The 24,778-nt window shown below is 73.6% G+C and carries 22 protein-coding genes and 1 riboswitch; of the genes, 15 read left to right on the forward strand and 7 right to left on the reverse strand.

Annotated features, from left to right (window positions below):
• Positions 1-9: 9 nt before the first annotated feature.
• Positions 10-2,217 (reverse strand): MMPL family transporter, encoded by a 2,208-nt coding sequence (locus tag ACFFKU_RS15475; RefSeq protein ID WP_380139248.1) that lies wholly within the window; start codon positions 2,215-2,217, stop codon positions 10-12.
• Positions 2,218-2,227: 10 nt separating this feature from the next.
• Positions 2,228-2,800, reverse strand: a complete 573-nt coding sequence (locus ACFFKU_RS15480) for a TetR/AcrR family transcriptional regulator (RefSeq protein ID WP_380139250.1) — start codon at positions 2,798-2,800, stop codon at positions 2,228-2,230.
• Positions 2,801-2,978: 178 nt separating this feature from the next.
• Between ACFFKU_RS15480 and pcrA the strand changes: the two genes are divergently transcribed.
• Genes pcrA through ACFFKU_RS15495 form a run of 3 tightly spaced genes read left to right on the forward strand, consistent with a single transcriptional unit; the run spans position 2,979 to position 6,524 of the window.
• A complete protein-coding gene (gene pcrA, locus ACFFKU_RS15485) occupies positions 2,979-5,375 on the forward strand; it encodes a DNA helicase PcrA (RefSeq protein ID WP_380139251.1) in 2,397 nt (798 codons plus the stop codon).
• Between the two features lie 58 nt (positions 5,376-5,433).
• The gene (locus ACFFKU_RS15490) at positions 5,434-6,021 is read left to right on the forward strand and encodes a sugar O-acetyltransferase (protein ID WP_380139384.1); all 588 of its coding nucleotides are present in this window, start codon (positions 5,434-5,436) and stop codon (positions 6,019-6,021) included.
• Positions 6,021-6,524: a heme-degrading domain-containing protein gene (locus tag ACFFKU_RS15495; protein WP_380139252.1), complete on the forward strand. Its 504-nt coding sequence runs from the start codon at positions 6,021-6,023 to the stop codon at positions 6,522-6,524. The genes ACFFKU_RS15490 and ACFFKU_RS15495 overlap by 1 nt, the downstream gene beginning before the upstream one ends.
• Before the next feature lie 89 nt (positions 6,525-6,613).
• Here the strand turns inward: ACFFKU_RS15495 and nrdH are convergent, their stop codons facing one another.
• Positions 6,614-6,856: a glutaredoxin-like protein NrdH gene (nrdH, locus tag ACFFKU_RS15500; protein ID WP_380139253.1), complete on the reverse strand. Its 243-nt coding sequence runs from the start codon at positions 6,854-6,856 to the stop codon at positions 6,614-6,616.
• 215 nt (positions 6,857-7,071) lie between these two features.
• Positions 7,072-7,797 (reverse strand): GNAT family N-acetyltransferase, encoded by a 726-nt coding sequence (locus ACFFKU_RS15505; protein WP_380139255.1) that lies wholly within the window; start codon positions 7,795-7,797, stop codon positions 7,072-7,074.
• Positions 7,798-7,969: 172 nt separating this feature from the next.
• On the opposite strand from ACFFKU_RS15505, the gene ACFFKU_RS15510 reads away from it, so the two are divergent.
• The 5 genes from ACFFKU_RS15510 to ACFFKU_RS15525 all read left to right on the forward strand — a co-directional run bounded on the left by ACFFKU_RS15510 (position 7,970) and on the right by ACFFKU_RS15525 (position 14,159).
• Complete coding sequence (locus tag ACFFKU_RS15510) at positions 7,970-9,238, forward strand: M14 family zinc carboxypeptidase (RefSeq protein ID WP_380139257.1); 1,269 nt, start codon at positions 7,970-7,972, stop codon at positions 9,236-9,238.
• A gap of 111 nt (positions 9,239-9,349) precedes the next feature.
• Entirely contained in the window at positions 9,350-10,744 is a 1,395-nt protein-coding gene (locus ACFFKU_RS15515) for an OFA family MFS transporter (protein ID WP_380139259.1), read from the forward strand.
• Positions 10,741-10,842 carry an MFS transporter small subunit gene (locus tag ACFFKU_RS18510; RefSeq protein ID WP_432499788.1) on the forward strand — a complete coding sequence of 34 codons (102 nt, stop codon included), beginning with the start codon at positions 10,741-10,743 and terminating at the stop codon, positions 10,840-10,842. Before ACFFKU_RS15515 ends, ACFFKU_RS18510 begins: the two co-directional genes overlap by 4 nt.
• Positions 10,843-11,043: 201 nt before the next feature.
• Positions 11,044-12,660, forward strand: coding sequence for a thiamine pyrophosphate-binding protein (locus ACFFKU_RS15520; protein WP_380139261.1), 1,617 nt, complete (start codon positions 11,044-11,046; stop codon positions 12,658-12,660).
• A 137-nt stretch (positions 12,661-12,797) separates the two neighbouring features.
• Entirely contained in the window at positions 12,798-14,159 is a 1,362-nt protein-coding gene (locus tag ACFFKU_RS15525; RefSeq protein WP_380139262.1) for an NAD-dependent succinate-semialdehyde dehydrogenase, read from the forward strand.
• 65 nt (positions 14,160-14,224) lie between these two features.
• On the opposite strand, the gene ACFFKU_RS15530 is transcribed toward ACFFKU_RS15525, so the two are convergent.
• Positions 14,225-15,769, reverse strand: a complete 1,545-nt coding sequence (locus tag ACFFKU_RS15530; protein WP_380139264.1) for an alpha-L-fucosidase — start codon at positions 15,767-15,769, stop codon at positions 14,225-14,227.
• A gap of 132 nt (positions 15,770-15,901) precedes the next feature.
• Positions 15,902-16,099 carry a hypothetical protein gene (locus tag ACFFKU_RS15535; RefSeq protein WP_380139266.1) on the reverse strand — a complete coding sequence of 66 codons (198 nt, stop codon included), beginning with the start codon at positions 16,097-16,099 and terminating at the stop codon, positions 15,902-15,904.
• A 328-nt stretch (positions 16,100-16,427) separates the two neighbouring features.
• Between ACFFKU_RS15535 and sucC the strand changes: the two genes are divergently transcribed.
• The 3 genes from sucC to ACFFKU_RS15550 all read left to right on the forward strand — a co-directional run bounded on the left by sucC (position 16,428) and on the right by ACFFKU_RS15550 (position 20,015).
• On the forward strand, positions 16,428-17,603 hold the full coding sequence (gene sucC / locus ACFFKU_RS15540) for an ADP-forming succinate--CoA ligase subunit beta (protein WP_380139267.1): 1,176 nt from the start codon (positions 16,428-16,430) through the stop codon (positions 17,601-17,603).
• A gap of 2 nt (positions 17,604-17,605) precedes the next feature.
• Positions 17,606-18,505 (forward strand): succinate--CoA ligase subunit alpha, encoded by a 900-nt coding sequence (gene sucD, locus ACFFKU_RS15545; RefSeq protein ID WP_380139268.1) that lies wholly within the window; start codon positions 17,606-17,608, stop codon positions 18,503-18,505.
• 127 nt (positions 18,506-18,632) lie between these two features.
• Entirely contained in the window at positions 18,633-20,015 is a 1,383-nt protein-coding gene (locus ACFFKU_RS15550) for a cell division protein PerM (RefSeq protein ID WP_380139270.1), read from the forward strand.
• A gap of 22 nt (positions 20,016-20,037) precedes the next feature.
• On the opposite strand, the gene ACFFKU_RS15555 is transcribed toward ACFFKU_RS15550, so the two are convergent.
• The gene (locus ACFFKU_RS15555) at positions 20,038-20,820 is read right to left on the reverse strand and encodes a VOC family protein (protein ID WP_380139272.1); all 783 of its coding nucleotides are present in this window, start codon (positions 20,818-20,820) and stop codon (positions 20,038-20,040) included.
• A gap of 109 nt (positions 20,821-20,929) precedes the next feature.
• Between ACFFKU_RS15555 and purN the strand changes: the two genes are divergently transcribed.
• The 4 genes from purN to sfnG all read left to right on the forward strand — a co-directional run bounded on the left by purN (position 20,930) and on the right by sfnG (position 24,760).
• Positions 20,930-21,523: a phosphoribosylglycinamide formyltransferase gene (purN, locus tag ACFFKU_RS15560; RefSeq protein WP_380139386.1), complete on the forward strand. Its 594-nt coding sequence runs from the start codon at positions 20,930-20,932 to the stop codon at positions 21,521-21,523.
• On the forward strand, positions 21,520-23,097 hold the full coding sequence (purH, locus tag ACFFKU_RS15565; RefSeq protein WP_380139273.1) for a bifunctional phosphoribosylaminoimidazolecarboxamide formyltransferase/IMP cyclohydrolase: 1,578 nt from the start codon (positions 21,520-21,522) through the stop codon (positions 23,095-23,097). Before purN ends, purH begins: the two co-directional genes overlap by 4 nt.
• A gap of 37 nt (positions 23,098-23,134) precedes the next feature.
• Positions 23,135-23,437, forward strand: coding sequence for a DUF3017 domain-containing protein (locus ACFFKU_RS15570; protein WP_380139275.1), 303 nt, complete (start codon positions 23,135-23,137; stop codon positions 23,435-23,437).
• 51 nt (positions 23,438-23,488) lie between these two features.
• Positions 23,489-23,575: riboswitch (SAM riboswitch) on the forward strand.
• 6 nt (positions 23,576-23,581) lie between these two features.
• Positions 23,582-24,760, forward strand: a complete 1,179-nt coding sequence (sfnG, locus tag ACFFKU_RS15575) for a dimethylsulfone monooxygenase SfnG (RefSeq protein WP_380139276.1) — start codon at positions 23,582-23,584, stop codon at positions 24,758-24,760.
• The last annotated feature ends 18 nt before the right edge of the window (positions 24,761-24,778 follow it).

Raw genomic sequence — 24,778 nt, forward strand, 5'->3', positions numbered from 1 at the left:
GGGGTGGGATCAGGCGGCGACGACCCCGCGCTTGCCCTCCAGCGCCGCACCCTCGACGTCGAGCACCGGCATCCGGTGCAACCACGCGGGCAACCACCAGGCGGCCCGGCCGAGCAGGGCCAGCGCGGCCGGGACCACGATCATCCGGACCACGACGGCGTCGGCGAGGATGCCCACGGCCAGCGCGAACCCGATCGGCTTGATCGTCGCGTCGCCCTCGGGGACGAACCCGGCGAACACCGAGAACATGATCGCGGCGGCGGCCACGACCACCGGGGCGGCCTGCCGGAAGCCCTGCACCACGGCGTCGACCGGGGCGACCCCGTGGGCGTGGGCCTCGTGCATCCGGGCGACCAGGAACACCTGGTAGTCCATGGCCAGGCCGAACAGGATCCCGACGATGATGATCGGCGCCAGGCTCAGCAGCGGTCCGGTCGTGTCGGACAGCACCAGGTCCTTCAGCCACCCCCACTGGAACACCGCGGTCGTGGTCCCGAGCGAGGCGCCGATGGTCAGCAGGAACCCGAGCACCCCGACGATCGGCACCAGGATCGAGCGGAAGACCAGGATCAGCAGGAGCAGCGCCAGCCCGACGACCAGGGCCAGGTAGACCGGCAGGGCCTCGTCGAGCTTCTGCGAGACGTCGACGTTGATGGCGGTGACCCCGCTGACGTAGCTGCGGGTCTGCCCGGCGAGCCCCGCGGCCGCGTCGTCGGCGAAGCGCTGACGCAGGTCGCGGACCAGCGTCGTCGTGGCCTCGTCGGTCGGACCGCTGGTGGGGACGACCGTCACCAGGGCGGCGGTGCCGTCGGCGGAGGGTTGCGGCCCGACCGCCGCGGCCACCCCGGGCAGTGCCTGGACCTCGCCGAGCACGGTCCCGGCCCGCTCGACGGCACCCGGCCCCGAGACCAGTACGAGCAACGGTCCGGTGACCCCGGCGCCGAAGCCCTCGCTGAGCAGGGCGGACGCCTTCTCCTGGGTGGAGCCCTCCGGGGGGTTGGTCGCGAGGCTGGTCTGCAACGAGGCCACGGGGACGCTGAGCACGCCGAGCAGGGCGATCCCGGCCACCAGCGCCGGCCAGCGGCGGGTGGTCACCAGCCGCGCCCACCCCGCGAAGAACCCGCCGCCGCGGATGGGGTCTGTCGCCACGTGCCGGCCACCGCGCTGCCGGGCGGCGCGACGCGCCGCGCGGGGCAGGGCCCGGTGCCCGACGAACCCGAGGACGGCCGGGACCAGGGTGAGGGCGATGAGGACCGCGACGACGACGGTCGCGGCCGCCGCGAGGCCCATCTCGGTGAGGAAGGGGACGCCCGCGACGGAGAGCCCCGCGAGGGCGATGACCACGGTGATCCCGGCGGTGAGGACGGCCGAACCCGCCGTGCCGGTGGCCATCGCCACCGCGGCCCCGACCTCGGCGCGATCGCGCGGGTCGGCAGCGCCCTGCAGCTCCTGCCGGAAGCGGGTCACGATGAACAGGGCGTAGTCGATGCCGACGGCCAGGCCGAGCATGACCGCGAGGACCGGGGTGGTCGACTGCAGGTCGGTGAACCCCGTCAGGGTCACGATGCCCAGCGCCCCGATGCCGACCCCGACCACGGCGGTGAGCAGGTTCATCCCGGCGGCGACGAGCGAGCCGTAGGTGATCGCCAGCACGACGAGGGCCGCGACCACGCCCAGCCCTTCGGCCACCCCGCCGATCTGACCGACGGCCTGGGTCGCCTCGCCCGTGGCCTCGGCGGTGAGTCCCGCCGCCCGGGCGTCGGCGAGCGCGGCCGTCAAGGCGTCCCGTTCGGCGTCGGTGATCGCCGGGGCGGCGACGCCGTAGGTCACCGAGCTGTAGACGGTGCGCAGGTCGCGGCTCACGGTCGGCGCCTGCGGGTCCAGCGGGTCGCTCGCCGAGACGACGCCGGGCAGCTCGCGCAGCTGCGCCACGACCCGGGAGATCTCGCCGGCGACCTGCGGGTCCTGGACCGTGCGGCCCGCGGGGGCCTGCAGGACGACCTGGGCCCCGGCGCCCCCGGAACCCCCGAACGACTCGTCGATGATGCCGAGGGCGGTCGTCGACTCCTGGCCCGGGATCTCGAAGGTGCTGACCGTCTTGCCCGACAGCGTGGCCGCGCCGAGACCGGCGGCGAGCAGCACGAGGAGCCAGACGACGACGACGGTGACGCGGCGGCGGAAGGCGGCGAGGCCCAGCCGGTGGAGCAGGGTGGCCATGGCGGTCCTTTCAGACGGTGGGGTGGCCGAGCGCGCCGACGGCGGCGGCCAGCAGCTGGGGGGCGAGGACCTCGGGGGTGATCGCCGGGTCCTCGCGGCAGGCGACGACGGTGAGGGCGATGCCGCCGAGGGCGACGGTCAGCCGCACCAGGCGTCCGGGGTCGGGCTCGTGCTCCAGCGTGGGGTCGAACGACCGGACCAGACCGTCGAAGACGGCCTGGACCCGCTCCGAGGGGGCCTCCGCGGCGACCCCGGAGGTGATGAGCAGCGACACCAGCCCGGTCCGGGCCTGGGCCAGGTCGACGACCCCTTCGAGCAGGGCGCGGTCGCGTCCGACGCCGACGGGGAGTCCCTCGGCGCGTTCCCGCAGGTCGTCCACCAGGTGCAGGCAGGAGTCGATCGCCGCCTCCTGCAACGACTCCTTGGTCGGGAAATGGTGCAGCAGACCGGCCTTGGAGTACCCGACGGCGTCGGCGACCCGTTGCAGCGAGGTCTGCTCGAACCCGTGCCGGGCGAACAGCCGGGCGGCGGTGTCGACGATCTCGCTCTGGATCTGCTCCCGGGTGGGGCGGAGGAGGCTCACGGGTCGAGCGTAACCGAGGGACCGACCGATCTGGTCGGTTGCCTACCGGCGCGGTCGGACAACCACCGGTTCGGTCCAACGCCGACCGCGGTGGTCGGTCGGCATGAGGTCGGGGTGGCCGGGGCGGAGTCCTCGGTGGTCGGCCGGTGTCGGAGGGGACGCCTACCCTGGTCCGACGATGGGCACTCTCTTCGACGACCTCCCGCTGGGCTCCCCGACCACCGCCGGGGCGCCCGCCGCTCCGGGCGCGCGCGGCTCCGCGGGCCCCTCGTCCGGGGACGGGTCCGGGCCCGCGGCGGGGTCCGTCCGCCTCGACCCGGCCACCCTGCTGGAGGGGTTGAACCCGCAGCAGCGCGAGGCGGTCGTCCACAGCGGGTCGCCGCTGCTCATCGTGGCCGGCGCCGGCTCCGGGAAGACCCGGGTGCTGACCCACCGGATCGCCTACCTGCTGGCCGAGCGGGGCGCGGTGCCCGGTCAGATCCTGGCGATCACCTTCACCAACAAGGCCGCGGCCGAGATGCGCGAGCGGGTCGCGGCGCTCGCGGGCGACGTGCTCGGGGCGAGCGCGGGGCGGCGGGCGGTCGGCTACGGGGCCGGGGCGATGTGGGTCTCCACCTTCCACTCGGCCTGCGTGCGGATCCTGCGGGCGCAGTCGGCCGAGCTCGGGATGCGGTCCTCGTTCTCCATCTACGACGCGGCCGACTCCCAACGGCTCATGGCCATGGTCACCCGCGAGCTCGACCTCGACCCCAAGAAGTTCCCGCCGCGCGCGTTCTCGGCGATGGTCTCCAACCTCAAGAACGAGCTGGTCGACCCCGACGACTACGCCCGACGGGCCTCCGGCGAGGACGGCAACCCCACCGAACGCGCTCTCGCGCAGGCGTACACGATGTACCAGCAGCGGCTGCACCAGGCCAACGCCCTGGACTTCGACGACATCATCATGTCCACGGTCCACCTGCTGCAGGCGTTCCCCGCGGTGGCCGAGCACTGGCGCCGCCGGTTCCGTCACGTCCTCGTGGACGAGTACCAGGACACCAACCACGCCCAGTACGTCCTCATCCGGGAACTGGTGGGGACGGGCCAGGGCCCGGTCCCGCGCGCGGAACTCACCGTCGTCGGTGACGCCGACCAGTCCATCTACGCCTTCCGCGGCGCCACGATCCGCAACATCGTGGAGTTCGAGGAGGACTACCCCGACACCCGGACGGTGCTCCTGGAGCAGAACTACCGCTCCACCCAGACGATCCTCTCGGCCGCCAACGAGGTCATCGCCAGGAACTCCGACCGTCGCCCGAAGAACCTGTGGACGGCCGAGGGGGAGGGTGAGCGCATCGTCGGCTACGTCGCCGACGACGAGCACGACGAGGCCACCTTCGTCTCGACCGAGATCGACCGCCTCGGGGACGAGGCCGGGGTGAAACCGTCCGACGTCGCGGTGTTCTACCGGACCAACGCGCAGTCCCGGGCGCTGGAGGAGGTGTTCGTCCGCTCCGGCCTGCCCTACAAGGTCGTCGGCGGGACCCGCTTCTACGAGCGCAAGGAGATCAAGGACGCGGTGGCCTACCTGCGGGTGCTGGCCAACCCCGACGACACGGTCAACCTCCGGCGCATCCTCAACGTGCCCAAGCGCGGCATCGGGGACCGGGCCGAGGCCGCGGTCGTCGTGCTCGCCGAACGGGAGCGCGTGTCCTTCGCCCAGGCGCTGGAACGGATCGACGAGGCGCCCGGTCTGGCGACCCGCTCGCTGACCGCGTTGAAGACCTTCTCCACGATGATCTCCGACCTGCGGACCCTGGCCGAGTCGGGCGAACCCCCCTCGGTCGTGCTCGAGGCGGTCCTGGAGCAGACGGGGTACCTGGCCGAGCTGCGCGCGAGCCACGACCCCCAGGACGAGACCCGGGTGGAGAACCTCTCCGAGCTGGTCAGCGTGGCCGAGGAGTTCTCCGAGGACAGCCCCGAGGGCACGCTGACCGACTTCCTGGAGAAGGTGTCGCTGGTCGCCGACGCCGACCAGATCCCCGACGCCGAGGAGAGCGGCGGGGTGGTCACGCTGATGACCCTGCACACCGCGAAGGGGCTGGAGTTCCCGGTCGTGTTCCTCACCGGCATGGAGGACGGGACCTTCCCGCACCTGCGCTCGCTGTCCGACCCGGACCAGCTCGCCGAGGAACGGCGGCTGGCCTACGTCGGGCTGACCCGGGCCCGGCGGCGGCTCTACCTCTCCCGGGCGGTGACCCGGTCGGCCTGGGGGGCGCCCCAGCAGAGCCCTCCCAGCCGGTTCCTCGACGAGGTGCCGATGACCCTGGTCGACTGGAAACGTTCTGCCGCAGCCGTTCCCCGCGACATCCGCCCGCCGGCCGTCGCCCGCCTGAACCGGGCGAGCGGTCCGAGCGCCGGGTCGCGCCCCATCATCAGCCTGGCCCCCGGGGAGCGGGTCACCCACGACTCCTTCGGGCTGGGCACCGTGGTGCGGGTCGAGGGCGAGGGCGACAAGACCGTCGCCCACATCGACTTCCGCAACGAGGGCACCAAGCGGCTGCTGCTCCGCTACGCCCCGGTGACCAAGCTCTGACCGAGCCGGGTGAGAGGCTGCGACCGTGGACGAACGCGAACGGGAGGTGCGCCGCCGGATGGCGGCGCAAGAGGTCTACGTCGACTACGGCCCGGGCCTGGAGGCCCTCGCCGAGGAGCGGGTCCTCGGCAAGGAACGGGCGTCGGCGTTCAACGCCAGCCCGCACCGTGACGCGGAGGGCCGCGACCGGTTGCTGCGCGAGCTGTTCGGGACGGTGGGCGCCGACTGCTGGGTCGAGCCCCCCGTGTACGTGGCCTACGGCCGGAACACCCACCTGGGCACCGGGGTCTACGCCAACGTCGGGCTGACCCTGGTCGACGACGGCGAGGTGCACATCGGCGACCACGTGATGATCGCGCCCAACGTGACGATCTCGGCGACGGGGCACCCGGTGCACCCGGACCTGCGTCGTACCGGGGGACAGTTCTCCGCGCCGGTGCGGATCGAGGCCGACGCCTGGATCGGGGCCAACGTGACGATCATGCCCGGGGTGACCATCGGTGCCGGTTCGGTCGTCGGTGCGGGCAGCGTCGTCACCCGCGACGTCCCGCCCGGGGTCGTGGTCGTCGGGGTCCCGGCGCGCGTCCTGCGGCCGATCACCGAGGACGACCGCGACTTCACCTACGTCCCCCCGCGGAGCCTGTGATGGGTGCGGCGAGCACGGGGCCGGCCGCGGCCGAGCTGCTGGCCCTCCTGGACGAGCAGGAGCAGCGCCTGCGTTTCGACCGCCTGGACGACGACGTGGTCTGGCGGCTGGGGTGCCTGCTGCGCGAGCGGGCGGTGGCCGGGGCCAAGCCGTTCGCCGTCGCGATCCGGCGCAACGGGCGCACGGTGTTCCGGTGCGCCCTGCCCGGCTCCTCGGCCGACAACGACGGCTGGCTGGACCGCAAGATGGCCGTCGTCGACCGGTACGGCCGCTCCTCCTGGGCGGTGGGGACGGCGTTCCGGGTCGCGGGGGAGGAGTTCGACACCCACGCCCGGCTCGACACCCGGGTGTTCGCGGCCCACGGGGGTGCCTTCCCGTTGCTCGTGCGCGGGGTGGGGTGCGTCGGGTCCGTCGCGGTCTCGGGCCTGCCCGAGGCCGAGGACCACGAGTTCGTCGTCTCCGTCCTCGAGGACTTCCTGCGCGCGGAATCCGACGCCCGCTGACCCGGTCCGGACATGACACCGGGCCCCCTCGGTGCCGTGCACCACGGGGGCCCGGGGGCCGTTGCGCCGGTCCGGACCGGCGGGGAACGTCAGGCCGTGACGGCCAGCTGCGCGGCGAGCGCGTTGATGCGGTCGGGACGGAACCCGGACCAGTGCTCCTCACCGACCAGCACGACCGGTGCCTGCACGTAGCCGAGGCTCTTGACGGTGGCGAGCGCGGCCTCGTCCGTCGTCACGTCGACGACGTCGTAGGCGAGGCCCTTGCGGTCCAGGGCGCGGTACGTCGCGCTGCACTGCACGCAGGACGGGGTGCTGAAAACCGTGATGCTCATAAGGGTCCCTCCCGCGTGGTGCCGCCGGTCCCCGCGACCGACGTCCTGACGAGGACGACACTACCCCTAGTGGGTGCGGGCGGCGAGCTGCCCCACATGTTGTCTTCCACGGATGTCATTCCGGGCCTTCCCGACCGGCCCTGCGCGCCGCTGACCTGCACCGGCGCCCGACGGACCGGCCGGGGGCGGGGTCAGGTCGCGACGTGCCCGGCGTGTCACGGCGGGCGCAGGCCGGTGAAGGCGACGGAACGGCGCGGCGAGAAACCCAGACGCTGGTAGAGCCGGACGGCCTCGGCGTTGGTGGCGGCCGCGTGCAGGAACGGCACGTCACCCCGTTCACGGACGTCGCGCACCAGGGTCAGCACGAGGCGCGTGGCCAGGCCCCGGCCGCGGGCCCGGGGATGGGTGCACACCGCGCTCAGCTCGGCGGCCCCGCCGGGGTGCAGGCGCTCGCCGGCCAGGGCGACGAGGGTGCCGTCCGGGTCCCGGACACCGAGGTAGGGGCCCAGCAGGCGGGTGCGCCGCTCGAAGGGGCCGGGCCGGGTGAGCTCGACCAGGGCGAGCATGTCGTCCACGTCGTCCTCGCCCAGGGCGAGGACGGGCAGGTCCGCGTCCTCCGCGGGCGGCGGGGGTGTCGTCGGTCCGGCCACCAGCTGGACGCCCGGGATGGACCACGCGACCTCCCAGCCGGTGGGGACCGGGTCCCCGTGGGCGGGGTCGAACGTCGGGACGACGGCGAGGCGGTCCCCGGCGAGGAGGTGGGCGAGATCGGCCCACGCGGCCGGGTCGCGCACGTCCGCGACCGCGGAGAAGGGGCAGACGTCGGCGGGGTAGCTGCGGGCCCGTCCGCTCCCGACGTCGGCGCCGCGGGCCAGGTCGCGGTGGCCGCCGCGGTGCGCCCCGGTCAGGGCCGACCAGACGGGGGAGTCCAGGGTGCTCACCCCGTCATCGTGGCAGCCGCCGCACCCCCTCCCCACTCCCTCCCACCTCCTTCCGTGATCAAGGAACCCTCCCCGTGATCAAGGAATTCGGCGGCGGCGAGGTCGCGGCCAGATCGGAACGGTCATGGACAATCCATTGACTATTCACAGCAAACCCACATAGAACGAGGAGATGTGGACACGCTCCGTCGCCCCGCCGCGACGCATCCTCGCCCTCGCCCTGGCCCCGGTGGCCGCCTTCGGCATCGTCGTGGCCGCACCGGCCGCGGGGGCCGACGTCGACCCGTTGGCCCCGCCGCCCTGCACCACCGACATCCGGGCCCTGCCCATCACCGAGTTCACCGACCACCGCGAGCTCGGCAACGAGCTGCAGCGGATCGCCGCGGTCAGCGAGGGGCGGCTCACCGTCTCCGAGATCGGGCGGACCAACCAGGACCGGGAGATCTGGTCGGCCAGCGTGGGGACGGGGGAGGCCGTCGTCCTGCTCAACGCCGAGATCCACGGCAACGAGAAGGTCGGGCCGGACGCGATCCTGCGCGTCCTGGAGAATCTCGCGACCTCCGCCGACCCGCGGGTCGCCGCGATGCTGGACCGCATCACCGTGGTCGCCGTGCCCAAGCTCAACGCCGACGGCGCCGAGCTCGACCGGCGCGGCAACGACCGCACCTGGGCCGACGTCGTCGCCGAGTTCCCCCAGCTGGCCCCGGCCCCGCCCGCCTGGAACTACATCCAGCGGGTGCAGCAGGGCGACGACTACGTGAACCGCCCCGGGTTCGACCTGAACCGTGACTTCCACGCCGACCTCGACTACGTGCCCGACCCGGCCGACCTCCCGGGCACCGGCGCGGAGTTCGGCTTCTTCATCAACCCGGAGTCCCAGGCCCTGCGCGACCTCTACGTGGGCCTGGCCGAGCAGTACGGCGGGGTCGACGCGTTCCTGGACATCCACCACCAGGGGGCGTGCGTCGCCCGCGACGACACCGGGGAGCTGATCGACGTCGCGGTCGACTACCCGCCGCTGCCGGAGTGGGAGTTCGAGGAGGGCGGCAAGTACGCCGGGTACGAGAACTCGCAGGACAGCTCGCGGCAGCTCGCGATCTCGGCCTGGAACGGGATCGAGGCCGCGGGGTACGTCCCGGTCCGCTACGGCCACGCCCCCGAGCGCGACCTCCCCGGGCAGGCCCGGTCCGCGTTCGCCCTGAACGGCACCCGGACGGTCCTGTTCGAGATCCGCGGCCAGACCCAGACCCTCGGCCAGGCCGGGCGCGAACGGTTCACCCGGGCGACCGTCGCCGGGATCGAGCGGATGCTGCTCGACGTGTCCACGGGGGCCGTCGACCGGATCGATCCCCGCAGCTACGAGAACCTCGCCGACAGCGTGCAGGCCGAACCCGGTGGCGGTACCGACCAGGACGCCGACCAGGACGCCGACATCGACTGACCGGCAGCAGGAAGCGCCGCGGGCGGGTTCCGGGTGCGGCCGCCCGGAACCCGCCTACGGTGTTGGCAGCGTCGCCGGTGACGGGCCGGCCCGATCTCGGAGGTCTCGCTCGTGCCGTCCTTCCTCGACCGCGACCGCATCGTCGCCCCACCCGGGTTCAACCGGTGGCTGGTCCCGCCGGCGGCCCTGGCCGTGCACCTCTGCATCGGCCAGGTGTACGCGACCAGCGTCTACAAGAACGCGCTCGTCGCGCACTTCGACGCCAGCCTCACCCAGATCGGGATCGTGTTCTCGATCGCGATCGTCATGCTCGGCCTGTCCGCCGCCATCTGCGGCACGTGGGTCGACCGCAACGGACCCCGCAAGGCGATGGCCGCCTCGGCGCTCTTCTGGGTCACCGGCTTCCTCGTGGGGGCGCTCGGCATCGCGACGAACCAGTTGTGGCTGCTCTACCTGGGGTACGGGTTCATCGGCGGCATCGGGCTCGGGATCGGCTACATCTCCCCGGTCTCCACGCTCATCAAGTGGTTCCCGGACCGACCGGGGCTCGCCACCGGGATGGCGATCATGGGTTTCGGTGGCGGTGCCCTCGTGGCGAGCCCGCTCTCGACCCGGCTGCTCGCCCTCTACGACCCCGCCTACGACGCCTCGGTGACCGGCTCGACCCCGTCGGGTTCGGCCGTGGCGATGCTGTTCGTGACCTTCGCGGTCGTCTACGCGCTGTTCATGTCCTACGGCGCCCTGACCATCCGCGTCCCCGCCGACGGATGGAAGCCCGACGGGTTCGACCCCTCGACCATCCGCAGCAAGGCGTTGGTGACGACCGCGAGCGTCTCGGCCCGAAACGCGATCCGAACCCCGCAGTTCTACCTGCTCTGGGTGATCCTGTTCTGCAACGTCACGGCCGGCATCGGCATCCTCGAGCAGGCCGCCCCGATGATCCAGGACTTCTTCCGCGGGGGGGACGGGACCTCGACCGTCGCGGTCGCCGCCGCCGGCGGTTTCGTGGGGCTGCTCTCGATGGCCAACATGGCCGGGCGGTTCGTGTGGTCCTCGACCTCCGACGTCATCGGCCGCAAACCCATCTACATGGTCTACCTCGGGGTGGGGTTGGTGACCTACCTGCTGCTGGCCCTGTTCGGTCAGACCAGCACGGCCCTGTTCGTCCTGTTCGCCGTGGTCATCCTGTCCTTCTACGGCGGCGGCTTCGCCACCATCCCGGCCTACCTGCGCGACCTGTTCGGCACCTACCAGGTCGGGGCCATCCACGGCCGGTTGTTGACCGCCTGGTCGGCCGCGGGCATCGCCGGCCCGCTGATCGTCAACGGGTTCCTCGACGCCGAGGGCACCCCCGGCGCCCTGGTGGCCGCGAACTACCGCCCCGCGCTGCTGACCATGGTCGGCCTGCTCGCCGTCGGTTTCGTCGCCAACCTGCTCGTCCGACCCGTCTCCGAGAAGTTCCACGAACCGCGCACCGAGCGCACCGAGGAGGGGAGCCGGGCATGAAGGCTCGTATCGCCGCGGGATGGGCGCTCGTCGGCGTCCCCCTGCTCTACGGCGTCGTCGAGACGCTGATCCGGGTCTCCCGCCTCTTCACCTCCTGACGGACCCACCCCCACCCCCCAACAAATCCCTCCGTGATCAAGGAATGAGTCGTCATCCGCCCCGCTCGTCGCACCCCGGTGTGTGACGACTGGGGCAGGGGTGAAGACATTCCTTGATCACGGTGGGGTTGGGGGGAGGTGGGGGGTCGTGCGGGGAGGTGCGGGCGGGTGGGCCCGTGGAGGGGTGGAAGACTCCCGCGCATGCAGCGCAACGGTGGGGACCTGGTCGTCGAGACGCTGACCGCGCTGGGGGCGCGGACGGTGTTCGGGATCCCCGGGCAGCACGCCCTGGGCCTGTTCGACGCGTTGCGCCGCAGCGACCTGGAGTTCGTGAGCTCCCGGGTCGAGAACAACGCGGCGTTCGCGGCGGACGGGTGGTCGCGGGTCACCGGCTCGCCCAGCGTGCTGTTCCTGTCCACCGGTCCCGGCGCCCTCACCGCGCTGGCCGGGCTGGCCGAGGCGGCCGCCACCGCGGTCCCCGTCGTGGTCGTCGTGAGCCAGATCCCCCGGGCGGGCCTCGGTGGGCGTCGGCGCGGGCACCTGCACCAGCTCGACGAGCAGTCGCGCGCGGCCGCCGACGTGACGAAGTCCCGGCGCACGGTCCTCCAGCCCTCGGCCGTCCCCTCCGCGCTGACCGCGGCCTGGGCGGAGGCGACGACCGCCCCGCAGGGTCCGGTCTGGGTCGAGATCCCGCAGGACGTCCTCCTCGAACCCACCGCCGTCCCGACCGTGCGCGACGTCCGGGCCGACCCGTCGCCGTCGCCGGCCCGGGCCGAGCTGCTGGACGCCGCCGCCGACCTGCTCGCCGGCGCCCGACGGCCGGCGATCCTGGCCGGGGGAGGGGTCCGCCGGGCCGGGGCGGAGGCCGAACTGCTCGCCGTGGCCGAGGCCGTGCGCGCGCCCGTCGTCACCAGCCCGGGGGGCAAGGGGGCCTTCCCCTTCGCGCACGAGCTCTCCCTGCAGTCCTGGATCGAGGACGTCGCGGTCACCGAGCTCCTCGCCGACGCCGACGTCCTGCTCGTCGTCGGGACCTCGATGGGGGAGGTGACCAGCAACTACTTCACCCTCCGACCCCGGGGGCGGATCGTGCAGGTCGACGCCGAGGCCCGGGTGCTGGAGTCCAACCACCCGGCGCTGGGCATCGCGGCCGATGCGGGCGAGGCCCTGGCCGGGTTGCGCGAGCGGCTCACCGCGCGAGCCCCGGACGGGGACGCCGAGGCGCGCGTCGCGACCACGCTGGCGACCGTCGCGGCCCGGCTCGACGCGCAGGACCTCGCGACGGAACGGGCGGTGCTGCAGGGGATCCGCGACGGGGTCCCGGACGACGCCGCGACGTTCTGGGACATGACCGTCGCCGGCTACTGGGCCTGGTCGGCCTGGGACCCGCGCTCGGGTGCGTTCCACTCCGCGCAGGGGGCGGGCGGGATCGGGTGGGCCTACGGCGCGGCCCTCGGCGGGGCGGCGGCCGGCCGGGGACGCGTGCTGGCCGTCTCCGGTGACGGCGGGGCGATGTACTCGATCGCCGAGCTCGCCGTCGCCCGCCAGCACGACCTCCCGGTCACCTGGTTGATCGTCGACGACGGGGGCTACGGCGTGCTGCGCGACTACATGAGGGCGGCGTTCGGGGAGGCCACCCACACCGAGCTGGCGCGACCGGACTTCCCGGCGCTGGCCGCCGCGTTCGGGGTGCCCGCCGAGCTCACCGACGTCGCCGGTCTCGCCGGCGCCCTGGCCCGGGCCTGGCGGCAGGAGGGGCCCAACGTCGTGGTCCTGCCCCAGCACCTCGACCTGTTCGCCCCCACGCATCTCGGGGGCTGAGCGGTCGGGGTGTGCAGCCCGCCCAGTCCGTCGGCGCGGGACTGGAGGGGGTGCCCCTTACCGCCGGTTCGGGCATGGGCCAGACTCCCGCCAGGCCCGACGCCGTGTCCTAGTCCCGCGAACGCGAGGAGAGAACCGTGACCACCTTCGCCGTCGTCAACCCCACCACCGGGGAGCGCGGAGAGCCCTACCCGCTGCTGGACGCCGACGGGATCGAGGCCGCCCTGGCCCGGGCCCAGGCCGCGTTCGAGGGTGACTCCCGCAGCCTCGAGGACCGGTGCGCGCTGCTGCGCCGCATCGCCCAGGTCCACCGCGACCGCGCCGCCGAGCTGGCCGACGCGATCGTCGCCGAGATGGGCAAGCCGCGCGAGCAGGCCATCGGCGAGGTCGACTTCTGCGCCGACATCTACGAGTACTACGCCGACATCGCCCCGCAGCTGCTGGCCGAGAAGGAGCTGCCGGTCGCCGGTGGCGAGGGCACGGCGGTCCTGCGCTCCAACCCCGTCGGCGTCCTGTTCGGGATCATGCCGTGGAACTTCCCGGCCTACCAGGTCGCCCGGTTCGCCGCTCCGAACCTGGTGCTGGGCAACACCATCGTCCTCAAGCACGCGCCGCAGTGCCCGTCCTCGGCGCTGCTGCTCGAGGAGTTCATCGCCGAGGCCGGCGCGCCGGACGGTGCCTACGTCAACGTCTTCGTCGACAACGACCAGTCGGCCGAGATCATCGCCGACCCGCGCGTGCGCGGGGTGTCGCTCACCGGCTCGGAGCGGGCCGGCGCGGCCGTCGCCGAGGTGGCCGGGCGGAACCTCAAGAAGGTCGTGCTGGAACTCGGCGGTTCCGACCCGTTCATCGTCCTGAGCGCCGACGACCTGGACTCGGTGGTCGACTCCGCCGTCGCGGCCCGGTTGGACAACAACGGGCAGGCCTGCAACGCCGCCAAGCGGTTCATCGTCGCCGAGGGCATCCACGACGAGTTCCTGCGGAAGTTCGTGGCCAAGCTCTCCGAGGTGACGGTCGGCGACCCGAATGCCGAGGGCACGACGCTCGGGCCGCTGTCCTCCGCGAGCGCGGCCGAGACCCTGCGCACCCAGGTCGAGAACGCCATCGCCGACGGTGCGAGCGTGGCTCTGCGCGGTGAGCAGGACGGCACCTCGTTCGCGCCGGTCGTGCTCACCGACGTGAAGCCGGGGACGAAGGCCTACACCGAGGAGTTCTTCGGTCCCGTCGCCGTCGTGCACAAGGTGGCCGACGAGGCCGCTGCGGTGCAGCTCGCCAACGACACGCCGTTCGGGCTCGGCTCCTACGTGTTCACCACCGACCCGAAGCAGGCCGACCGGGTCGCCGACGCGCTCGACGTCGGCATGGTCTTCGTCAACGCCGTCGGAGCCGAGGGAGCCGAACTGCCCTTCGGCGGGACCAAGCGTTCCGGGTACGGCCGCGAGCTCGGCCCGCTCGGCCTGCAGGAGTTCTGCAACGTGAAGATGATCCGCAAGGCCTGAGGCCCGGGTCCAAGGAACCCCCTCCCCGCACCTCGGGGAGGGGGTTCCGTCGTCCCTGGCGGGCCTCAGCCCGGGATGAGCAGCGCGCGGTGCGGACGGTCGCCGCGCGGGAAGGTCATCCGCAGCGCGAACCCGAGGGCGTCCGGGTCCGCCTCGGGCAGCCGGACCTCGAGGGCCTCGTCCGTGCGCTCGACCTCCAACGTCCCCGGCCGGCCCAGGAGTTCGACGGTCGCGGGGGGCTCCCCGGGGGCCGTCGCGGAGCCGAGGGCCCGCACCCGGACGATCCCGTCGTCGGCGCGCCGGACCCCGCTGACGTAGAGCAGGTCCGCCCCTTCGTCGGTCCGGGTCGTGAAGAACAGGTCCTCGGGGCCGGGTTCCACGGGGGTCCCGTCGGTGAACGACCCGGCGGTGAAGGGGTTCGGTCCCTCCGTCGCCACCGTCCAGGGTCGGGTGCCGTAGACCGCCTCGCCGTTCACGGCCAACCAGTCCCCGAGACCCTCCAGCAGCGCACGTTCGCGCGGGTCCACGCTGCCGTCGGCCCGCGGGCCGATGTTCAGCAGCAGGCAGCCGTTCTTGGCGGTGACGTCCAGCAGTTCGGCGACGAGGTGGGGGACGGTCTTGTGCACGTGCCCCTCGACCCAGCCCCACGAGGTGCGCGACACGGAGGTGTCGTTCTGCCAGGGGCGTTCCGGGATCCCCGCCACCGTCCCGCGTTCGACGTCCTCCAGGGCCGTGCCGGGCGGGAACGCCGACCACTTGTGCTGCAGCACGACGCTTCGACCCCACTGCGCGGCCCGGTTGTAGTAGTAGGCGGCCAGCAGGCGGAGCCAGGGGGCGAAGGCGGGGTGCTCGATCCACCAGTCGAACCACAGGACCTGCGGGCGGTACCGGTCGACGATGCGCACCGTGCGCAGCAGCCAGTCCTCGCAGAACGCCTCCGAGGGGCCGGTGGCCTGTGGCTGGGCGGGGCCGTACAGGTCGGCGAACTCCGGGTCGCGGACGTCGGAGTCGAAACCCGTCCCCGGGTGGAAGTAGAACCAGTGCTCGGCCCGGTGCGAGGAGGCGCCGCGGACGAGGTGCTGCTCGTCGGCGGCGGTGAGGAGCTCGTCCAGGAGGTCGCGTCGGGGACCGACGGCCAGCGACGTCCACCGGGTGCGCGGTTCGTCGTACAGCGCGAAACCGTCGTGGTGCTCGGCCACGGGGACGACGTACTGCGCGCCGCTGCGGCGCACGAGGGCGGCGAGGTCGGTCACGTCGAGGTTCTCGGCGGTGAAGCGGGGGAGGAAGTCCTTCCAGCCGAACCCGTCGGCGGACGCGCTCGGTTCCCCGAAGGTCTCGCGGTGGAACCGGGCGATCTCCGTGCCGCGGCGGTACATCTCCCGGGGGTACCACTCGTCACCGTGGGCGGCGACGGCGAAGGCTCCCCAGTGGACGAAGATCCCCAGTTTCGCGTTCCGGAACCAGGACGGGACCCGGTAGCCCGACAGGGACTCCCAGGTGTCGTCGAAGGGGCCCTCCGCGACGACCCGGCGGACCTCCCGCAGCGCGGCGGCGGTCTCCTCCGGACCGGGCAGGGGACGTCGGGGCGGGAGCCAGGGGCGCCCGCTCACCGGTGGTGGGTCAGGTCGTGGTCCGACGGGTGGTGCAGCACGCGCGGGGTCCTCCCGGTCCGGGGGGCGCGCTCCGGGGCGGAGCGGCGCCACCCCGAGCCAACGTGGGGGTCCCGAACGGTGTCAAGGGGCTCAGGCGGCGACGCGGTTGCGACGGAACAGGCGGCGGCGCAGCTGCTCGGCGACCGGCTGCGCGGGGGCGGCCGGGACGATCTCGGTGACGACCTCGGCGACCGGGGCGGGCGCGGGCGCGGCGGCCTGCGGGGCACGGCGCTCCAGGTACGCGTCGGCGGCCAGGACGGACAGGATCGTGGGGCGGTTGCCGTACATCGGGTGGGTCCTCTCGGGGGCGGGGAGCAGGTTCTCCCGCACTGCAGGGGTGATCGGGACCACAGGCCCGGACTGAAGACCGTGGTGACCGGCTCCACCCGTTCGGGCTGCGGCACCCGGATGACCTCCCCCGAACGGCCCCGTCACCCCGGAGGGTCACCGGCCCGCCGGACGGGCGGGCCGCCCGGACCGACCGCACCGCCGGGCCCGTCGAGCGCCCGGATACCCTGCTGGGCGGCCAGGGTGCCGGGGACGAGTCGCGGGCGACACCGCTCGACGCGCTCGCCGCCCAGCCCACGCGACGACCAAGGCAGACGAAGGAAGGCTCGTGGACCTCTTCGAGTACCAGGCGCGCGACATGTTCGCGGCGCACGGCGTACCCGTTCTCGACGGCCGGGTGGCGACCACCCCGGAGGAGGCGAAGGCGGCGGCGGAGGCCATGGGCGGCGGCACCGTCGTCGTCAAGGCCCAGGTGAAGACCGGCGGCCGCGGCAAGGCGGGGGGCGTGAAGCTCGCCCACAACCCCGACGAGGTCTTCGAGAAGGCCTCCGAGATCCTCGGCATGGACATCAAGGGCCACACCGTGCACCAGGTGATGATCGCCCAGGGCGCGAAGATCGCCGAGGAGTACTACTTCTCGGTCCTCCTCGACCGCTCCAACCGGACCTACCTGGCCATGGCCAGCGTCGAGGGCGGCATGGAGATCGAGCAGCTCGCGGTCGAGCGTCCCGAGGCGCTGGCCCGGGTGCCCGTCGACGCCCTCACCGGCATCGACCAGGCCAAGGCCGACGAGATCGTCGAGAAGGCCGGGTTCGCGCCCGAGCTGCGCGCCGAGATCGCCTCGGTCATCACCAAGCTGTGGGACGTCTTCGTCAAGGAGGACGCCACCCTGGTCGAGGTGAACCCGCTGGTGCGCACCGAGGACGGCTCAGTGGTCGCCCTCGACGGCAAGGTCACCCTCGACGAGAACGCCGAGTTCCGGCACGCCGAGCACGCCGAGCTGGTCGACGCCGCGAGCACCGACCCGCTCGAGGCCAAGGCGAAGTCGCTCAACCTCAACTACGTGAAGCTCGACGGTTCCGTCGGCATCATCGGCAACGGCGCCGGGCTCGTCATGAGCACCCTCGACGTCGTCGCCTACGCGGGCGAGAAGTACGGCGACGTGAAGCCGGCCAACTTCCTCGACATCGGCGGCGGCGCCTCGGCGCAGGTCATGGCCAACGGCCTCGACGTCATCCTCAACGACGCCCAGGTCAAGAGCGTCTTCGTCAACGTCTTCGGCGGGATCACGGCCTGCGACGAGGTCGCCAAGGGCATCGTCTCGGCGCTGGGCATCCTCGGCGACGAGGCCACCAAGCCCCTCGTCGTCCGGCTGGACGGCAACAACGTCGAGGAGGGACGGCGCATCCTCGCCGAGGCCGCGCACCCGCTGGTCACCCTCGTCGACACCATGGACGGCGCGGCCGACAAGGCCGCCGAGCTCGCGAGCACCGGAAAGGCCTGATCGTGGCGATCTTCCTGAATGAAGACAGCTTGGTCATCGTGCAGGGGATGACCGGCTCGGAGGGCCGCAAGCACACCCAGCGGATGCTGACCTCCGGCACCAAGATCGTCGGCGGGGTCACCCCCGGCAAGGGCGGGCAGAGCGTCGAGTTCACCGGTGCCGACGGCGAGACCGTCGCCATCCCGGTGTTCGGCTCGGTCGGCGAGGCCCGCGAGGCCACCGGCGCGAACACCACCGTGATCTTCGTCCCGGCGAAGTTCACCAAGGGCGCCGTCGTCGAGGCCGTCGACGCCGAGACCCCGCTGGTCGTCGTCATCACCGAGGGCGTCCCGGTCCGCGACTCCGCCGAGTTCTACGCCTACGCGCAGTCCAAGGGCACCTCGCGCCTCATCGGCCCGAACTGCCCCGGCCTGATCAGCCCCGGCAGGTCCAACGCGGGCATCATCCCGGCCGACATCACCCCGCCCGGGCGCATCGGGCTGGTCTCGAAGTCCGGGACGCTGACCTACCAGCTCATGTACGAGCTGCGCGACATCGGGTTCTCCTCGGCCGTCGGCATCGGCGGGGACCCGGTCATCGGGACCACCCACATCGATGCGCTGCAGGCGTTCCAGGACGACCCGGACACCGACGTCATCGTGATGATCGGTGAGATCGGCGGCGACGCCGAGGAACGGGCCGCGGCCTACATCAAGGAGCACGTGACCAAGCCGGTCGTCGGTTACGTCGCGGGTTTCACCGCCCCCGAGGGCAAGACCATGGGCCACGCCGGGGCGATCGTGTCCGGTTCCGCCGGCACCGCCCAGGCCAAGCAGGACGCCCTCGAGGCCGCCGGGGTCAAGGTCGGCAAGACGCCGAGCGAGACCGCGAAACTCGCCCGGGAGATCTTCCAGGCTCTCTGAGCCCGCTCGGGGGGAACGCCCGCCCCGACCACGACGACCCCGTCCGGCACCCGCCGGGCGGGGTCGTCCGTCGTCGGGGCGCGTCGCAACCACGCCGACCGGTCCCGGCGGGGGACCATCGTCGGTGATGTCCGAGACCGCGCCCCGCACCCCGACCGCCTCCTCGACGCGGTCGCGGACCCCGTCCGTCACCGCCGCCGACCTGCTCCCGCTCCTCGGCGCGGCGGTCCGGGCGGTGCTCACCCTGCTCGTGCCCGTGGTGGTGCTGACGATCGTCGGCTGGATCGCCGCGGTGCGGTCGACGAACTCCCTGGCCGCGGTCGTCCGGGTCGGCAGCGACCTGTGGCTGCTGGGCCAGGGGGCGACCGTCTCGGTCGTGAACGGCGCGGTGGGCATCGCGCCGCTCGGGCTGACCCTGCTGGCCGTGCTGTCCGCTCGGCGGGCGGTGCGGATCTGGATCGCCGACCAGCGCGAGTCCGAGCGCGACGTCCCGTTCTGGTCGGCGCTGGGGACGTTCACCGCCGCGCACGGCGGGCTGGCCCTGCTGCTGGCCCTCGCCACCCGGTCCTCGGTCACGACCGCCGACCCGGGGCAGTCGTTCCTCGGCGGGATGCTGGTCGGTGCCGCCGGGGCGGCCTGGGCGATGGCCGGGTTCCGGACCCCGCTGCCCGCGGTCCCCGGACGGCTGGCGGGGGCGCGGCGTGCCCTGCGCGCAGCCGTCCCCGCCGCGGTCGCCGCCGTCACCGCACTGCTCGGCGCGGGCGGCGTGCTGCTGGCCGGGGCCCTGTGGGCCGGTGCCGACCGCGTCCTGCTGCTGCACGAGTCCCTCGGACCGGGGGTGCTCGGCGGTGCCCTGCTGACCCTGGGGCAGGCGTTCTACGTCCCCACCTTCCTCGTCTGGGCGGTGGCCTGGCTGGCCGGCCCGGGGGTGGCCGTCGGGGTGGGCACGTCGGTGGCTCCCGGCGGGACGTCGCTGGCCACGCTGCCGGCCATCCCGCTGGCGGGGGCGCTGCCGGCCACGGGCCCCTCCCCGCTCTGGTGGTGGCTGGCCGTCCTGGTCCCCGTGCTGGTCGGGGCCGGGGTGCGTCGGCTCGCCCCGCGCGGGCAGAGCCTGCCCGCCGCCGGGATCTCGGTGGCGCTGACCGCGCTGCTGGCGGGGACCGCGACCGCCCTGCTCGCCTTCTTCGCCGCGGGTCCCGCGGGTGCCGGTCGGATGGCCGACCTGGGCCCCGACCCGCTGCTGCTCGGACTGGTGCTGGCCGGGGAGCTGGCCGCCGGCGGTGGACTGGCCGTGCTGCTCGCCCGCGGGGTCCGGCGGCTGCGCCCGCAGCGCATCGACCTGGACACGGGCACCGTCACCCCGCGGCCCGGGCCGTTGCTGGGCCGCCGGTCTTCGACGCGGGGAGACGCGGAAGACCCGGGGGTCCCGTCCCCGCCCGAGCCCGACGCGTCACGCCCGGCGTCGGCCGTCGGGAGGCTGCGGGCCCGGCTGCGACGGGACCGGGGCTGAGCGACCGTCCCGAGCGCGACGGTCAGTCCCAGACCGGCTCGGGACCCGTCGTCGACATGACCGCGAGCACCGCGCCGTCGGGGTCGCGGACCTCGCCGATCCGCCCGAACGGGGTGTCCTTCGGGTCGTCGCTCACCGCCCCACCGGCCTGCGTCGCGGCGGTCGTGGCCGCGTCGGGGTCGGCCACCGCCAGGCAGACCCGCCAGCCGGGCGCGAACCCCCACAGCGGCCCGATCCCGCCGAGCGGGTGGCTCGGGGCGTCGGATCCGGACCGCTCGGCGGAGAGGTGGAACGTCGTGTACCCCTCGGCCCCCGGGAAGGGCAGCACCTCGTAGCGCCAGCCGAACAGCTCGGCGAAGAAGGCGCGGGCAGCGTCCGGGTCGGGGCTGCGCAGGTCCTCCCAGACGAGGCTCCCCGGCTCGCCGGTGACCTCGGCGCCGATCCGTCCACCGGCCTGCCAGACCGCGAAGGGCATCCCGCCGGGATCGGCCAGCACGGCCCGACGGCCCTGCCCCTCCACGTCCGTCGCCGGTTCCAGGACGCTGCCGCCCGCCGCCCCGGCCGCCGTCACGGTCGCCCCGACGTCGTCGACGGCCACGTGCAGCAGGATCCGACCGGGCGGCCCCTCCGTCACCACGGCGCCCGCGGCCCGACCGTCCACGCGACCCGTCGGGTCCGCCCCGTCCTCGGTGAAGGACCAGCCGAGGACGTCGGCGTAGAACGCCCGCGATCGCGCGGGGTCGCTGGCCGCGACCTCGAACCAGCAGGGGACCCCGGGGCGCCAGGGGGCGGTGCGTCGGCTCATGCGCCCGATCGTCGTCCTCGGCGCCCGGTGCCGTCCACTACCGTGTCCTCACGTGCTGGCCTCCGCTCCCGACCCCGCACCGGCCGGGTCCTCCGCCGCCCGGGACGACGTGCGCGTGGTGGTCCTCGCCTCCGGTTCCGGCTCGACCGCGCAGGCCCTCCTCGACGCCGCCGCGTCGGGGGAGCAGCCCTTCCGCGTGGTCGCCCTGGGGGCCGACGTCGCCGGGGCCGGGGCCCTCGACCGGGCCGCCGCCGCCGGGGTCGAGACCTTCACCGTCCTGCCCGCCGACCACGCCGACCGGGCCGCCTGGGACGAGGCGTTGACCGCCGCGGTCGCGGCCCACCGTCCCGACCTGGTGGTGCTCGCCGGGTTCATGCGGATCGTCGGCGCCCCGCTGCTCGACGTGTTCGGCGGTCGGCTGGTCAACACCCATCCGGCGCTGCTGCCGTCCTTCCCCGGCGCGCACGGCGTGCGCGACGCCCTGGCCCACGGGGTCCGGGTCACCGGGTGCACCGTCCATCTCGTCGACGCCGGCGTGGACACCGGCCCGATCCTCGACCAGGCCGCGGTGCGAATCCTGGACGGCGACGACGAGGCGAGCCTGCACGAACGCATCAAGGTCGTCGAGCGCGCCCTGCTCGTCGACGTCGTGGGCCGTCTGGCCCGGAACCTCCACCCCGAAGGGACCCCCGAGAACCGATGAGCGACAGCCAGTCCGGAACCCGCCAGCCGATCCGTCGCGCGCTGCTCAGCGTCTACGACAAGACCGGGCTGGAGGACCTCGCCACCGGGCTGCACGCGGCCGGGGTCGCGCTGGTCTCGACGGGTTCCACCGCCTCGCGCATCGCCGCCGCCGGAGTCCCGGTCACGCCCGTCGAGGAGCTGACCGGGTTCCCCGAGTGCCTCGACGGTCGGGTCAAGACGCTGCACCCGCGGGTCCACGCGGGGATCCTCGCCGACCGCCGTCTCGACTCCCACGTCGCCCAGCTCGCCGACCTCGGGGTCGAGCCCTTCGACCTGGTCGTCGTGAACCTGTACCCGTTCGCGGCGACCGTCGCCTCGGGCGCCGGGTTCGACGAGGTCGTCGAGCAGATCGACATCGGCGGGCCCTCGATGGTCCGGGCCGCGGCCAAGAACCACCCGAGCGTCGCCGTGGTCGTCGACCCGGCCCGCTACACCGACGTGCTCGAGGCCGTGCGCGGCGGCGGGTTCGACCTGGCCGGCCGTCGCCGCCTCGCGGCGCAGGCGTTCGCGCACACCGCGGCCTACGACACCGCGGTCGGCTCCTGGTTCGCCGAGCAGACCGCCGACGAGAGCGAAGGCGGGTGGCCGGCGTTCACCGGTCTCGCCCTGGAACGCCAGGACGTGCTGCGCTACGGCGAGAACCCGCACCAGCGCGGCGCCGTCTACGCCGGCACCGCGGGTCGGCCGGGGATCGCGCAGGCCACCCAGGTGCACGGCAAGGCCATGTCCTACAACAACTTCGTCGACGCCGACGCGGCCCTGCGGGCGGCCTACGACTTCGCCGGGCCCGCCGTCGCGATCATCAAGCACGCCAACCCGTGCGGCATCGCCACGGCCGACGACGTCGCCACCGCGCACGCCCGCGCGCACGCCTGCGACCCCGTCTCGGCCTTCGGTGGGGTGATCGCCGCCAACCGTGAGGTCGACGCGGCCACGGCCGCCCAGGTCGCCGAGGTGTTCACCGAGGTCGTCGTCGCCCCCGGGTTCACCCCCGAGGCGCTGGAGACGTTGCAGGGCAAGAAGAACATCCGTCTGCTGCAGCTGCCCGAGGGGTACGCCCGCTCCGCGCAGGAGTGGCGCCCGGTCTCCGGGGGCGTGCTCGTCCAGACCCTCGACACCATCGACGCGGAGGGTGACGCGCCCGCGAACTGGACCCTGGTGGCCGGGGACGCGGCGGACGCCGCGACGCTCGCCGACCTCGAGTTCGCCTGGCGCGCCGTCCGATCGGTGCGGTCCAACGCCATCCTGCTGGCCAAGGACGGGGCCTCCGTCGGTGTCGGGATGGGCCAGGTCAACCGCGTCGACTCCTGCCGGCTGGCCGTGGAACGGGCCGGGGCCGAGCGGGCCACGGGTTCCGTGGCCGCCTCCGACGCGTTCTTCCCCTTCGCCGACGGGGCGCAGATCCTGCTCGACGCGGGCGTCCGGGCGATCGTCCAGCCCGGCGGGTCGATCCGCGACGAGGAGGTCTTCGCCGCGGCCCAAGCCGCCGGGGTCACCATGTACGTCACCGGGTCGCGCCACTTCGCGCACTGAACCGGCCTCCGGTCGGGGCGGCGGTAGCGTGACGCGGGTGTCCGCGCCGCCGCCCCCCGGCCTCACCCGCCCCCCGGCCCACCCGGCGACGGCGGTCCTGCTGGCCCTGCTGGGCGGCGTGGCCCTGGCGCTGCTGACGACCTGGGTGGCCGGGCCCACGGCGGGCGGTCTCCTCCTCGCGGCCGACCTCGCCGTCGCCGCCGTGCTGCGCCTGGTGCTCCCGGTCCGGGTCGCGGGGGCCCTGGCCGTCCGCTCGCGCGGGGTGGACGTCACGACGCTGCTGGTGCTCGCCGTGCTCTGCGCGGCGCTCGCCTCGGTCCTCCCGCTGCCCCCGGTCTGAGACCGCGCGCGAGCGGTACCTGTCGCGGCCCCGCTCGGGTTACGCTGCGACCTGCCATCCAGAGCGATCGAGAGACCTGGCTCGTCGACGTCGCAGCAACCGGCCGACCCCCGGTGCTACCGCCAGGTGCGATGGGAGAGACGAATGACCAGCACGACCCCCGCTCAGCGCGCCCTGGCGCCGGTGAAGTTCGCCTACTGGGTGCCCAACGTCTCCGGCGGGCTGGTGATCTCGACGCTGCCGCAGCGCACCAGCCACGACCCGGCCTACAACGTCGAGGTCGCCCGCGCGGCCGAGCGCGTCGGTTTCGAGTACGCGCTCTCGCAGGTCCGCTACGCGGCCTCCTACGGCGCCGACGCCCAGCACGAGTCGACCTCCTTCTCCCTCGCCCTGCTGCTGGCGACCGAGAAGCTCAAGGTCATCGCGGCGGTCCACCCCTTCTTCTGGCACCCCGGCGTGCTGGCCAAGTTCGCCGCCACCGCCCAGGAACTCACGAACGACCGGCTCTGCCTGAACGTCGTCTCGGGCTGGTTCAAGGACGAGGCGGTCAACCTCGGGGTGACGTGGCCCGAGCACGACGACCGCTACGTGCAGTCGGAGGAGTTCATCCGCATCCTGCGCGGGGTGTGGTCGCAGGACGGGTACACGCAGGACGGACAGTTCTTCAACGTCCGCGACATCACCATGCGCCCGCAGCCGAAGCGCCAGCCGGAGATCTTCCAGGGCGGCAACTCGACCGCGGCCCAGGCGATGGCCGGGCGGGTCAGCGACTTCTACTTCCTCAACGGGAAGTCGATCGCCGACGCGGCGGCCCAGGTCCGCGACGTGTCGGCCCAGGCCGCGCTGAACGACCGGCAGATCCGTTTCGGCATCAACGGTTTCGCGGTCGTCCGCGACTCCCGCGCCGAGGCGGAGCAGGTCCTCGAGGACATCATCGCGCACGCCGACGCCCAGAAGGTCGAGGGTTTCCGTGCCTCGGTGCAGGAGGCCGGCAACGCCAGCCCCGACCGCAAGGGCATGTGGGCCGACAGCGAGTTCCGCGACCTGGTCCAGTACAACGACGGCTTCCGGACCGGCCTGGTCGGGACCCCGGACGAGGTCGCCCGCCGCGTGCTGGCCTACCGCCTCGTCGGGATCGACCTCGTCCTGCTCGGTTTCCTGCACGTCAAGGAGGAGGTCGAGGCGTTCGGCGAGCTCGTCATCCCGCGCGTGCGCGAGCTCGAGCAGCGCCTCGTCGACGGCGAGGACCTGCAGCTCGGCGCGGAGCTCGACGCCGCCGTGGAGCAGGCCGGTCAGGCCGGCGGGGTCCCCGCCCTCGTCTGATCCGCGGCCCGGGCGGGC

Source organism: Kineococcus gynurae (genome assembly GCF_042433995.1).
Classification (GTDB): Bacteria; Actinomycetota; Actinomycetes; order Actinomycetales; family Kineococcaceae; genus Kineococcus; species Kineococcus gynurae.